This is a genomic window from Neorhizobium sp. 05N33 (assembly GCF_056397445.1).
Genome location: NZ_JBFTNK010000012.1, coordinates 1 through 12,644, shown reverse-complemented (window position 1 = coordinate 12,644; position 12,644 = coordinate 1). Strand labels below are relative to the sequence as shown.

Annotated in this window: 9 protein-coding genes; 4 read left to right on the top strand and 5 right to left on the bottom strand. The window is 62.8% G+C overall.

What is annotated here, in order from left to right; translation table 11 throughout:
• Positions 1 to 40: 40 nt before the first annotated feature.
• The 3 genes from AC1DLT_RS23980 to AC1DLT_RS23970 all read left to right on the top strand — a co-directional run bounded on the left by AC1DLT_RS23980 (position 41) and on the right by AC1DLT_RS23970 (position 5,375).
• A complete protein-coding gene (locus AC1DLT_RS23980) occupies positions 41 to 2,068 on the top strand; it encodes a hydantoinase/oxoprolinase N-terminal domain-containing protein (protein ID WP_477488412.1) in 2,028 nt (675 codons plus the stop codon).
• A 101-nt stretch (positions 2,069 to 2,169) separates the two neighbouring features.
• Positions 2,170 to 3,090, top strand: a complete 921-nt coding sequence (locus AC1DLT_RS23975) for a LysR family transcriptional regulator (RefSeq protein ID WP_477488505.1) — start codon at positions 2,170 to 2,172, stop codon at positions 3,088 to 3,090.
• 113 nt (positions 3,091 to 3,203) lie between these two features.
• Complete coding sequence (locus AC1DLT_RS23970) at positions 3,204 to 5,375, top strand: malate synthase G (protein WP_477488411.1); 2,172 nt, start codon at positions 3,204 to 3,206, stop codon at positions 5,373 to 5,375.
• A gap of 82 nt (positions 5,376 to 5,457) precedes the next feature.
• Here AC1DLT_RS23970 and AC1DLT_RS23965 read toward each other — a convergent pair whose 3' ends face one another.
• Positions 5,458 to 6,129: a L,D-transpeptidase gene (locus tag AC1DLT_RS23965; protein ID WP_038547484.1), complete on the bottom strand. Its 672-nt coding sequence runs from the start codon at positions 6,127 to 6,129 to the stop codon at positions 5,458 to 5,460.
• Between the two features lie 179 nt (positions 6,130 to 6,308).
• Here AC1DLT_RS23965 and AC1DLT_RS23960 point away from each other — a divergent pair, with 179 nt between their 5' ends.
• Positions 6,309 to 6,812, top strand: coding sequence for an MmcB family DNA repair protein (locus AC1DLT_RS23960; protein WP_477488410.1), 504 nt, complete (start codon positions 6,309 to 6,311; stop codon positions 6,810 to 6,812).
• Here the strand turns inward: AC1DLT_RS23960 and AC1DLT_RS23955 are convergent, their stop codons facing one another.
• The 4 genes from AC1DLT_RS23955 to lhpI form a co-directional block, all read right to left on the bottom strand.
• Positions 6,813 to 7,388: an ActR/PrrA/RegA family redox response regulator transcription factor gene (locus AC1DLT_RS23955; protein WP_038547487.1), complete on the bottom strand. Its 576-nt coding sequence runs from the start codon at positions 7,386 to 7,388 to the stop codon at positions 6,813 to 6,815.
• Positions 7,389 to 7,454: 66 nt separating this feature from the next.
• Entirely contained in the window at positions 7,455 to 8,771 is a 1,317-nt protein-coding gene (locus AC1DLT_RS23950; RefSeq protein WP_477488409.1) for an ActS/PrrB/RegB family redox-sensitive histidine kinase, read from the bottom strand.
• A gap of 86 nt (positions 8,772 to 8,857) precedes the next feature.
• Positions 8,858 to 11,344 carry an ATP-dependent helicase HrpB gene (gene hrpB, locus AC1DLT_RS23945; protein ID WP_477488408.1) on the bottom strand — a complete coding sequence of 829 codons (2,487 nt, stop codon included), beginning with the start codon at positions 11,342 to 11,344 and terminating at the stop codon, positions 8,858 to 8,860.
• Positions 11,344 to 12,297 (bottom strand): bifunctional Delta(1)-pyrroline-2-carboxylate/Delta(1)-piperideine-2-carboxylate reductase, encoded by a 954-nt coding sequence (lhpI, locus tag AC1DLT_RS23940; RefSeq protein WP_477488407.1) that lies wholly within the window; start codon positions 12,295 to 12,297, stop codon positions 11,344 to 11,346. The genes hrpB and lhpI overlap by 1 nt, the downstream gene beginning before the upstream one ends.
• Between the last annotated feature and the right edge of the window lie 347 nt (positions 12,298 to 12,644).

Genomic DNA, 12,644 nt, shown 5'->3' with positions numbered 1-12,644 from the left:
ATCGCTATAGATCCCATGGACCGATCTTCAGGATTTTCGCGTGGCCTTTTCCTTTCCTTCCGGCCCCCCCCTTCTCGGGATTGATACCGGCGGCACCTATACGGATGCGGTGCTGTTCCGCGACGGCGAAGGCGTTATCGCCAAGGCAAAATCGCTGACGACCAGGCATGATCTGGCGGTCGGCATTGCCGGCGCGGTTGATGCGGTACTGGAAAAAAGCGCGGCTTCCGCTTCGGCTATCGGCCTCGTTTCGCTGTCGACGACGCTTGCCACCAATGCGCTGGTCGAGGGGCAGGGCGGTCGTGCCGCCCTGATCATGATCGGTTTTGCTGCGGAGGACCTGACCCGCGGCGGACTTGCGGAGGCGCTGGGAAATGATCCGGTGATCTTCCTGCCCGGAGGCCACGATGTGCACGGCAACGAAACGCCGCTCGACATGGGGGCTCTGGAGGCAGCCATGCCCACGCTTGGCAGTACGGTGTCTTCTTTTGCTGTCGCCGGTTATTTCGCTGTTCGGAATCCGGCTCATGAAGTCCGGGTGAGGGACCGTATTCGCGCGCTTTCGCATCTGCCCGTCACCTGCAGCCACGAGCTTTCGTCGAAACTCGGCGGTCCTCGCCGCGCGTTGACGACGCTGCTGAACGCCCGGCTGGTGTCGATCATTGACCGGTTGGTCGGCTCCTGCGAGGGCTTTCTGGCCGCGCGCGGCATCACGGCGCCGATGATGGTGGTGCGCGGCGATGGCGCGCTGATCTCCGCTGCCGAGGCCCGGTTGCGGCCGATCGAGACCATCCTTTCCGGCCCCGCCGCAAGCCTTGTCGGCGCCCACTTCCTGACCGGGCTCGATCAGGCGGTCGTCTCGGATATCGGCGGCACGACCACGGATGTTGCGGTTCTCGATGGCGGCCGGCCGAAGCTGGCGGAAGAAGGCGCCGTCGTCGGCGGTCATCGTACGATGGTCGAGGCGGTGGCGCTGCGCACCTACGGGCTCGGGGGCGATTCCGAAGTCCATATCGACGACCGCGGCCTCGAGGCACGTCTTACGCTCGGTCCGCGCCGGCTTCTGCCGCTCAGCCTTGCCGCGATGGCGCATGGAGAGATCATCCTGCCGACGCTGGAAAAGCAGCTGCGCGCCAGCCATGCCGGACGGCACGACGGCCGCTTTGCGGTGCGAACCGGCGTGCCGGATGTGATGGCCCAAGGCCTGCAGCCACCGGAACAGGCGCTTTTTGCCCGCATAGGCGTGGTACCGGTTTCGCTCAACGATCTGCTGACGATGAATTCGCAGAAGGCAATTCTCGACCGGCTGGTTGCGAGAGGGCTGGTGCATCTCTGCGGCATCACCCCTTCCGATGCATTGCATGTGCTCGACCGCCAGAGCCAATGGCGCGGAGAGGCTGCAAGGCTGGGGCTGGAGCTTGCTGCCCGGCGCAAGGACGGCGCAGGGCGCGGGATCGCCGCTTCCCCGGAAGATCTGGCTGAGAAGATCGTGAGCCGGCTGACGCGCCAGTCGTCCGAAGCGGTGCTCGTAGCCTGTCTCGCCGAAGACTGCGCCGAAGCCATCGATCCCGCGGTTTCGCTTGCCGTCGACCGCGCGCTGAAACGCATTCCCGGCATTGCCCGGTTCTCCGTCTCGCTGGATCGGCCGCTGATCGGGCTCGGGGCTTCCGCACCCGTCTATTATCCGGCGGTCGCGAACATGCTCGGCGCGCGATCGATCATTCCGGGCGATGCCGATGTCGCGAACGCCATCGGAGCGGTGGTCGGCCAGGTCCGTGCCAGCGTTACCGTTGTTGTCACCTCGCCGGAGGAAGGGCGCTTCATTCTCTCCGGATCAGGCGCGCGGCTCGTCGTCATCGGTGAAAAGGAAGCGCTGACCGCCGCCCGCGAGCATGCAATCGCCACCGCGCAGACGCAGGCGAATGCGGATGGCGCCAAGGACGCCGCCGTGACCATCTCGGAAGAACTGGATGCGCCGGAAATCGAGGGTTCGCGAAAGCTCATCGAGGCGCGGATTACTGCCGTGGCTATCGGCAGGCCGAGGATAGCTGTTTTCCCGGTGACTTAGCCGGCCGATGTTCCTCGGCGGTCGGAGTGGGCCACCTTTAAGCTCTATTCAAAAGCGCGTAAGTTGGCCGGCATTTATTCCAGCCGGGAAAAACTGCAGTGATCACCAATCTCGCCGATCTGGAAATCTTCGTCAAAGTCGCAGCCAGCGGAAACATGTCGGCGGCGGCAAAGAGCCTTGGCATTTCGCCGGCAGTGGTCTCCAAGCGCATCAAGCGGCTGGAGGAGCAACTGGGGACGCGCCTCCTGCAACGCACCACTCGCCAGGTCGGGATGACCGATGCCGGCAAGGGTTTTTACGACAGGATCGCCAATGTCCTGACCGGGATCGAGGATGCCGAGCAGTTCGTCTCGGGCCGGTCGACGGAGATCGCCGGCAATCTGCGCATCTCCGCGCCGACCTCGTTCGGACGCATGCACATTGCGCCGCATCTCCCGACCTTCATGCAGGCGAACCCACATCTGTCGATCGACCTGATGCTGTCGGATGAGTTCACAGATATCATCGCCCAGGGCTTCGACGTGGCGATCCGCATATCCGAGCTGAAGGATTCGAGCCTCGTCGCCCGCAAGCTTGTCCAGGTCCGGCGCATTCTCTGCGCCTCTCCCTCCTACATCGCGCGGCACGGCGCTCCGACAAGCATTGAGGAGTTGGCAAACCATCACTGTCTCACGGCCCATAATGGCGAGCCCTGGAGGCTGGAAGGTCCCAAAGGTCCGCTGGTCTACCGGCCGGCCGGGATGCTGAACACCAATTCCAGCGAAGTTATCCGCGAAGCGGTAATCGCCGGTCTCGGCATCGCGCTAAGATCCACCTGGGATATCGGCAACGAGCTCAAGGACGGGCGGCTGGTGATGGTGATGCCCGGATATGAGGGCTCCAAGAACATCTCGGTCTCGGCGGTCTATCCGAGCCGGCAGCATCTCCCTTCCAAGGTCCGTGCCTTCATCGAATATCTTGCCGACCTTTATGGGCCGATCCCGTATTGGGAACGGCATTCCCCGGATGCGGGCCGGAAATAGCTGCTAACGGCGCAGATTATTTCCGATATGGGATAAGTCATTCAATATTCGTGCAATTGCAATTTCGCTCGCTAACAAAGACAGTCAGCGGCATGAAAAATTCGGAGGAACCGATGGCCCGTATCGAAAAAAATGGTCTCGCAATCGACGAGAAGCTTCACGACTTCCTGGTGAAGGAAGCGCTGCCGTCGACCGGTGTCGACGCCGACCGCTTCTTTTCCGAGTTTTCGAAGATCGTCCACGACCTGGCGCCCAAGAATCGCGAGCTTCTCGCCAAACGCGACGCATTTCAGGTCACGCTCGACGAATGGTATCGCAAGAACGGAGCGTCCAGCGATCTTGCGGTTTACGAAGCCTTCCTGCGCGACATCGGTTACCTTCTATCGGAAGGACCGGATTTCACGGTCTCGACCGACAAGGTCGATCCGGAAATCGCGGGGATCGCTGGTCCGCAGCTCGTCGTGCCGGTCATGAATGCCCGGTATGCGCTGAATGCCGCCAATGCCCGCTGGGGCTCGCTCTACGATGCGCTCTATGGCACCGATGCCATCCCCGAGACCGACGGCGCCGAAAAGGGCAAGGGTTACAACCCGGTCCGTGGCGCCAAGGTCATTGCCTGGGCGCGTGACTTCCTCGATCAGTCCGTGCCGCTTTCCGGCGCGAGCTGGACCGACGTCACCTCCTTTGTCGTCACCGGCGGCAAGCTCACGGCAGCAGCTCAGGACGGCAAGACCGTCAATCTCGCCGATCCGGCTCAGTTTGCCGGCTATCTCGGCGAGCCCGCCGAGCCGACCCATCTGCTGCTGACGAAGAACGGCCTGCATATCGAAATCCTGATCGATCCCACGACGGCGATCGGCAGGGACGATCCGGCCTGGATTTCGGATGTCTGGCTGGAATCGGCGATCACCGCGATCATGGACTGCGAGGATTCGATTGCCGCGGTCGACGCCGAGGACAAGGTCGTCGTCTACCGCAACTGGCTCGGCCTGATGAACGGCGACCTTCAGGAAGAGGTGGCCAAGGGCGGCAAGTCCTTCATCCGCAAGCTCAACCCCGACACGACGTTCAAGGCGCCTGCCGGCGGTGATGTCACGGTCAAGCGCCGCTCGCTGATGCTGATCCGCAATGTCGGTCACCTGATGACCAATCCGGCGGTTTTGGACAGCGAGGGCAGGGAAGTTCCGGAAGGCATCATGGATGCGATGGTCACGGCACTGATTGCCATCCGCGATATCGGCCCGAACGGACGTCGCCAGAATTCGCGGGCCGGCTCCATGTATGTGGTGAAGCCGAAGATGCACGGGCCGGAAGAGGTCGCTTTCGCCTGCGAGATTTTTGCCCGCGTCGAACAGGCGCTCGGCCTTCCGACCAATTCCATGAAAATGGGCATCATGGATGAGGAGCGCCGTACCACGATCAACCTCAAGGCCTGCATCCGCGAGGCGCGCGAGCGTGTCGTCTTCATCAATACCGGCTTCCTCGACCGTACCGGCGACGAGATCCACACCTCGATGGAAGCAGGCCCGATGATCCGCAAGGGCGACATGAAACAGGCCGCCTGGATCGCGGCCTACGAGAACTGGAACGTCGATATCGGCCTCGAATGCGGCCTGTCGGGCCACGCGCAGATCGGCAAGGGCATGTGGGCCATGCCGGACTTGATGGCCGCGATGCTGGAACAGAAGATTGCTCATCCGAAGGCCGGCGCCAACACCGCCTGGGTTCCGTCGCCGACGGCGGCCACGTTGCACGCCACCCACTATCACAAGGTCGACGTTGCCGCCGTCCAGGCCGGTCTGAAGAGCCGCACCCGCGCCAAACTGTCGGACATTCTCTCCGTGCCGGTCGCGGTGCGGCCGAACTGGACGCCGGAGGAAATCCAGCGCGAACTCGACAACAATGCGCAGGGCATTCTCGGCTACGTCGTCCGCTGGATCGACCAGGGCGTCGGCTGTTCGAAGGTGCCGGATATCAACAATGTCGGGCTGATGGAAGACCGCGCAACGTTGCGCATTTCCGCCCAGCACATGGCGAACTGGCTCTATCACAAGCTCACCAGCGAAGAGCAGATCGTCGAGACGATGAAGCGTATGGCGGGGGTCGTCGATGGCCAGAATGCCGGCGATCCGCTCTACACGCCGATGGCCAGGGATTTCGACGGTTCCGTCGCCTTCCAGGCCGCGCTCGAACTCGTGCTCAAGGGCCGCGAGCAGCCGAACGGTTATACAGAGCCGGTTCTGCATCGCCGCCGTCTGGAACTGAAAGCCAAGCTCGCCAGCTGACCGGCGAGCAAAGATCAGGCAAAGAAAAAGGCCGCGGAGAGTTCTCTCGGCGGCCTTTTCGTATTCTCGTCGAATTTCGCGATTACTGGATTACGACGACCTTGGTTTCGCGGCCCGGACGGACGCGGCTGTAAAGGTCGATGACGTCCTGGTTGATCAGGCGGATGCAGCCCGACGAAGCGGCGGTGCCGATGGAGGCCCATTCCGGCGTACCGTGCAGACGGAAGAGCGTATCCTGGCCCTTTTCGTTGAAGAGGTACATGGCGCGCGCACCGAGCGGGTTGCTGAGGCCGGGGCCCATGCCGTCTTCGACGTATTTGGCAACGTCCGGACGACGGCCGGCCATTTCCTTCGGCGGGTGCCAGGTCGGCCATTCCTGTTTCCAGGCGACGTAAGCCGTCCCGGACCAGGCGAAGCCCTGCTTGCCGACGCCGATGCCGTAGCGCATCGCCTTGCCGTTCGGCAGGATGTAGTAGAGATGGCGCTCACGCGTGTTGACGACGATCGTGCCCGGCTTTTCGCTGGTCTGATAGCTGACGATCTGGCGGACGAACTGCTTGTCCACCTTGTTGATCGGGATCGCCGGAAGCGTATAGCCGGCGTCTCTCACCGAACCGTAGGAGTCGTTGAAGATCTGTTCGGTATAGGAGGCCGTGGCCACCTGGGTGCCGCCGCCGGGAATCGTGGAGGCGCAACCGGCCAAGGCAGCAGTTGCCAACAGGCCGAGTGCGAGCATGCTAGTGCGAAAGCGCATGGAAATCTCTTGGGTAAAACGAATCGATTGAGACGGGCGCATGCCCATCTTTGATCAGGGGTTATTTTAGATTAGATTACGCTTGGCAAGCGCTGCAGCGCATCAAAACAGAGCCGGCGCATGATTGAAAAAAGCCATGGCGTTTTTGCAACATCATGGAAGCGGTTTTTCGGGATTCTATGACTATACTCAACCTTGCCAGTAATAATCCGTTAATAGATGGGCGGCAGTCAGCCCGCGCCATGCTGGTCCGCAAGGGCGTCCAGATTCTGCTGCACGACATGCGGCACGCGATGTTGCCGGAACTCGTCCTGTCGAGCGGAAGGCGCGCCGACCTGGTGACCATTTCGGAAAAGGGCGAGATCTGGATCATCGAGATCAAGACGTCGATCGAGGATTTTCGCGTCGACCGCAAATGGCCGGAATACCGAGCCTTCTGCGACCGCCTGTTTTTCGCGACGCACAAGGACGTGCCGCTCGACATCTTCCCGGAGGATTGCGGCCTCTTCCTCTCGGACGGTTATGGTGGACACCTTCTGCGCGACGCACCGGAACACAGACTTCCGCCTGCGACCCGCAAGGCGATGACGCTGAACTTCTCGCGCGCCGCCGCCCAGCGCCTGATGTTGGCGGAATGGGCGACCGGCAAGACATTCGACGATGCCGGGAACGATGGCGGCTGATTATTTCGGCGCGCGCTTGGCAAGGATGCGCTGCAGCGTGCGGCGATGCATGTTGAGCCGCCGCGCCGTCTCCGACACATTACGTTCGCACATCTCATAGACCCGCTGGATATGTTCCCAGCGCACACGATCCGCCGACATCGGGTTTTCAGGCACATCAGCCCGCTCGCCCGGCCTCTGGGTCAGCGCGCTAAAAATGTCGTCGGCGTCGGCGGGCTTGGCGAGATAGTCGAGCGCCCCGAGTTTCACGGCCGTCACGGCGGTCGCGATATTGCCGTAGCCGGTCAGCACGATCACCTTGGTATCCTCGCGGCTCTGACGGATCGCTTCGATCACATCCAGCCCGTTGCCGTCGCCGAGGCGCAAATCCACCACCGCATATTTCGGCGGCCGCGCCTTCGTCTTGGCGATACCTTCCGCGACGGACTCTGCCGTATCGACCAGGAAGCCGCGCGTCTCCATGGCTCGAGCGAGCCGGCGCAGGAACGGTCCATCGTCATCGACGATCAGCAGCGAAGGGTCGGGCCCGAGCTCGGGGTCGGCATGAACCTTGGTCGGTTCCGGGTGTGTTTCCATCTCTTTTTTCTCCGCGGGTTTCAAAGGCCCGCTTGCCTTTTCGTGATGATCGGCCAGCTGGCCGGCTTACTTTAAGTCCTGCGCGTCCATTACCGAGCGCGGCCATTCGATATGAATGCGGGCGCCCGGTTCGCCGCTGTCGCGGTTGCCGAAGCGGATCGCGGCGCCGGACCGTTCGAGCAGCGTCTTGGCGATGAAAAGACCGAGGCCAAGTCCACCCGCCCGTTCGTCTTCCTTGGGTCTTTTCGTCATATAGGGTTCGCCGATCCGCGAAAGAATATCCGGCGCATAACCCTGGCCGTCATCCTCGATGGTGATCGCCACCCGCTCGACATTGTGCTCCACCGTGACGGTCACTTTGCTCTTGGCATAATCGACCGCGTTTTCGATCAGGTTGCCGAGTCCATATATAATGCCGGCATTGCGGTTGCCGACCGGCTCGTTGGTCCGGTCGTTTTTCTCGACGAGTTCGATCTCGATGCCGAATTGCCGATGCGGCGCCACGACCTCCTCGACCAGGGAGGAAAGCGGCAGCCGGCGCATATGTTCCTCGCTCTCGGCGGAAAGCGAGGTAAGCCGGCGAAGAATATCGCGACAGCGTTCGCTCTGGCTTCGCAGCAGCAGCACGTCCTCGCGGAACCGGTCGTCGGGACCAAGCTCGCGCTCCATCTCCTTGGCGACGACGCTGATGGTTGCGAGCGGCGTGCCGAGCTCATGGGCCGCCGCCGCCGCCAGCCCGTCGAGCTGCGAAAGGTGCTTTTCCCGCTCCAGGACCAGTTCGGTCGCCGCAAGCGCATCGGCGAGCAGCGTCGCTTCATGGCTGACGCGGTAGGCATAAAAGGCCGCGAACATCATCATCGAGGCGATCGAACACCAGACGCCGAGCTGCATGACCGGCTGGATCCGGAGTGGTTCGCCCTCATACCAGGGCACCGCGTAGGGCGAAAAGGCGAGCACCGTGGTGCAGACCAGCGCGAAAACGATCAGGACAAGCGAATGGCGCAGCGGCTGAGACGCGAAGGCGATGATCACCGGAACGCAGATCAGCGGCGCAAACGGATTGGCAAGCCCGCCGGTGATGAACAGCAGCGCTGCCATCTGCAACAGGTCGAAACCGAGCAGCGCCAGCGCCGATTTCGGGCCAAGCCGATGGGTCGGCGGGAACCAGGCCGACAGGGTGAGGTTGGCGACCGCAAGCGCACCAACCAGAATGCCTGCCTCCTGCAGCGGCAGAGGAAACTGCAGCAGCAACCCGACGATGACGACGGTAATCGTCTGACCGGCGACCGCCAGCCAGCGCAGCCGCACCAGTGTCTGAAGCCGAATTCGTCGGCTTGAGGGGCCGAATTGCGCAAAACGCACTGAAGGACTGTCTACGCTCACCGCCTGCTCTTTAATCTTGTCGAATACAAGTGACCTGAGGCCGCCTTCATAAACCGGCTCGACTTCAGGTCGCAGGCGGCATTCTGTCACGTCCCGCGCGGTTTGGCACGTGTCGTCGGCGCAGCCTCGGCCGGATCCTCCGGCCAGGGATGTTTGGGATAACGGCCGCGCATTTCGGCCCGCACATCCTTCCAGGAACCGGCCCAGAAACCGGGCAGGTCCCGTGTCGTCTGGATCGGCCGATGCGCCGGCGAGTTCAGTTCGAGCAGCAGTGGCAGTTTTCCGCCGGCAATCGCCGGATGTTTCTTCAGCCCGAACAGTTCCTGCACCCGGATCGCCAGGACCGGCTCCTCGCCATCATAGCGGATCGGATGCCGCTCGCCCGTAGGCGCCTCAAAATGCGTCGGCGCCAGCTTGTTGAGATCCTGGGAGACCTCATGCGGAATGAGCGAGCGGAGCCCGCCCGAAAGGCTACCGGGATTGATGGTATCGATGCCCGACGCACCGCCCTGGAAGGGAACGAACCAGTCGTCGAGCCGGGCAAGCAGCGCCTCGTCGCTCACATCAGGCCAAGGCTCGCCGATCGACCGGTTCAGGAAGCCGATCCGGTCGCGCAGCTGCGCGCCCTCCTTGGAGAATGGCAGGACCTGAAGCCCCAGTTCCTGCACGCCGTCCGCAAGCGCCTGTGCGGCCCGTTCGCCACTCGGCCGTGGCAGTGGCCTTTCCTCGAAGATGATGGCGCCGAGCCGCGTCACCTTGCGGGCGCGCACCTGCCGGCTCGCCCGGTCGAAGAAACATTCCTCGCTCTCGCGGATTGCGCCGGCAAGCTCCACTTCCACATCCGCCCGGCTGATCTCCGCAGCTGCGAGAATACGCGCCTGGGCGGCCCGGCCGGTTAGGTCGGCGATGACCAGCATTTGCGATGCCGCCAGCCGCTCGGTCTCCTGCAGTTCCGCGCCACGCCCGTTCGCCATCACGAAACGCCCGCGCCCGCCGCGCTGCAGCGCGATCCGGTCCGGATAGGCATGCAGGAGAAGCCGCCCCGCCAGAACCGGTTCCGTCGACTGCGATCGCTTCGGCAGGTTCGAAAAGATCCGATCCGCGAGCTTGCGGGCCGCGTCGGCTCTCTCGCCACGTTCGTTGCGAAACCGCCGCAGCCGTTCGTCGAGATCGATGTCGCTGCCACCAAGCCCCTGTTCGGTCAGAAGCACGGCAAGCAGGCCTGCCTGCTTGCCGAAACCCTCTTCCGCCGCTGAGATCGCCATGGCCGCAAGCCGCGGCGGAAGCGCCAGTTCCCGCATCAACCGGCCCTTTTCCGTCAGCCCGCCCTGGGGGTCGAGTGCACCGAGCTGGGTCAGCAGCACCTTCGCTTCGTTGAAGGCCGGTCCGGGAGGCGGATCGAGAAAGGCAAGCCCCTTCGGATCCTGCACGCCCCAATGGGCAAGATCGAGAACCAGGCCGGAAAGATCGCTTGCCAATATCTGCGGCGGCGTGAACGCCTGCAGCGCTGCCGTCTGTCCCGGATGCCAGAGGCGCATCGCGATGCCCGGTTCCGTACGGCCGGCTCGACCCGCCCGCTGATCCGCCGAGGCGCGAGAAACACGCACCGTCTCCAGCCGGGTGATGCCCGTCGAGGGCTCGAATACCGGCAGGCGCTGCAGCCCGCTGTCGATAACGATCCGGACTCCGTCTATAGTAATGGAGGTTTCGGCGATCGATGTGGCCAGCACGATCTTGCGCTGTCCGGCGGGCGCCGGCCTGATCGCCAGATCCTGCTCCCTCTGGGAAAGATTGCCATAAAGCAGCACCACCACGGTCTCCGCCCCGAACCGCCCCGCAAGCCGCTCGGCCGTGCGCAGGATTTCCGCCTGGCCCGGTAGGAAAGCGAGGATGGAACCCGTGTCATTCGCGTGCGCCTCGACGATCGCCCGCGTCATCGCGTCTTCGATCCTTTCGTTCGGGGCGCGGTCGCGATGCTGGATGTCGATCGGAAAAGTCCGGCCTTCGCTCTTGATGACAGGAGGCTCGCCGAGCAGTTCCGCGACCCGCTCCACATCCAGTGTCGCCGACATGACGAGGAGTCGGAGGTCGTCGCGCAGTGCCGATTGCACATCGAGCGCCAGCGCCAGACCGAAATCCGCGTCGAGCGACCGCTCGTGGAACTCGTCGAAAATAACCGCGGAAACGCCATTCAGCTCCGGATCGTCAAGAATCATCCGGGCGAAAACGCCCTCGGTCACCACTTCGATCCGGGTCTTCGCCGAGAACTTGTTGTCGAGCCGCATCCGGTAACCGACCCGATCGCCCACCTGCTCGCCAAGCAGCGACGCCATCCGGGATGCAGCTGCGCGCGCCGCCAGCCGCCGTGGTTCGAGCAGGATGATCTTTCCCGTGCACCAGGCCTGGTCGAGCAGCGCCAGCGGCACCAGCGTCGTCTTGCCGGCACCCGGCGGTGCTGAGAGTACGGCACGTGTGCCTTGGGCCAGCGCTTCCATTATAATGCCCAGCACTTCGGTAACGGGAAGTCTCGGCAGGCTCCTTGTGATCGGGCCCGCACCTTGCGCTGCGGTCATCAGCGCGAAACCTGTCCGCTGGCCCCGTTATAGGCAAGGATTGCTCCGGCAAGATCCTCGAGCGCCGCTCCCACCGATTTGAAGAGCGTGATCTCGTCCGCGCTTGTGCGGCCGGGATGTTTTCCATGCGCGAGTTCGGCCAGTTCCGCCTTGATCCCCTCCTTCGACAGCGCCCCGCTTGCGAGCGGCAGAACGATGTCGCCACCTTCCTTCATGGCGCCGGCGCGTGTATCGACGAAGACGGACGCGCGCCGCACCGCCTCGTCGTCGCTCTCGCGCATGTCCGGCTTGAAGGCGCCGACGAGATCCAGATGCGCGCCCGGCTTCAGCCATTCGCCGCGGATCAGTGGCTCGTTGGATAGTGTCGCGCAGGAAATGATGTCCGCCTGTCCGGCCGCGACGGCAAGATCCTCGACGGCCGCCGCGTCGAGCCCGAGCATCCGTGCCTCGTGCGCAGTCTCTTCGGCCTTCTCTATATGACGTCCCCAGATGCGGAAATGTTTGAGCGGCCGTGTGATCGCATGGGCCTGCATGAGGTTGAGCGAAAGCCGGCCGGTTCCAACCATCAGCATGACCTCTGCATCTTCCCGCGCGAGATATTGAGCGGCGAGCGCCGAGGTTGCGGCGGTGCGGCGCGCCGTCAGCTCGCCGCCCTCGACGATCGCCAGCATCTCCCCGGTCTTGCCCGACGAAAGAAGGTAGCTGCCGAAGATGGTCGACAGGGACCGGAGATGATTGTCCGGAAACAGATTGAGGATCTTGACGCCGATATGGTCGCCAGGCACCCAGGCGGGCATCAGCAGCATGACCGCATTTGCCTCACCCGGCACCTCCATCTCATGATGGTGGCGCACCGGCATGACGCAGTCGCTTTTGAACATCGTTTCGATTGCCGCGATGAGTTCCGCAAAGGGGAGTGCATCCCGGGTCTGCACTTCATTCAATACCAGCATGTCATACTCCAGCCGCCAGAAATCGGTTTTACCCTAACAACGCGAAATCGCCGCGTAAAATGGGTTTTTCGGCGCTCCGGAGCTGCCCTTTCGTTAAGCGCTGCTCATTTTATGACCGGAAATCGCGTGTTTTGGGCAGGTCCCGAGAAAAATGACAGTTTTTTGAAAATCCCTGTTGACTTCAAAGTGTGGTGGGATCTATAACCCGCTCACTGAACGAGGGCGGCGGCGCTGCTGGCGACGACGACTTTCGTTCTACAGAAATCACTGATTGATTGGCGCATGCTGGTTGGGACCGAGTTTCGGTTTGGTCTCTTGGGGTGTTGCTGTTTCGAGAAGTTTTGACG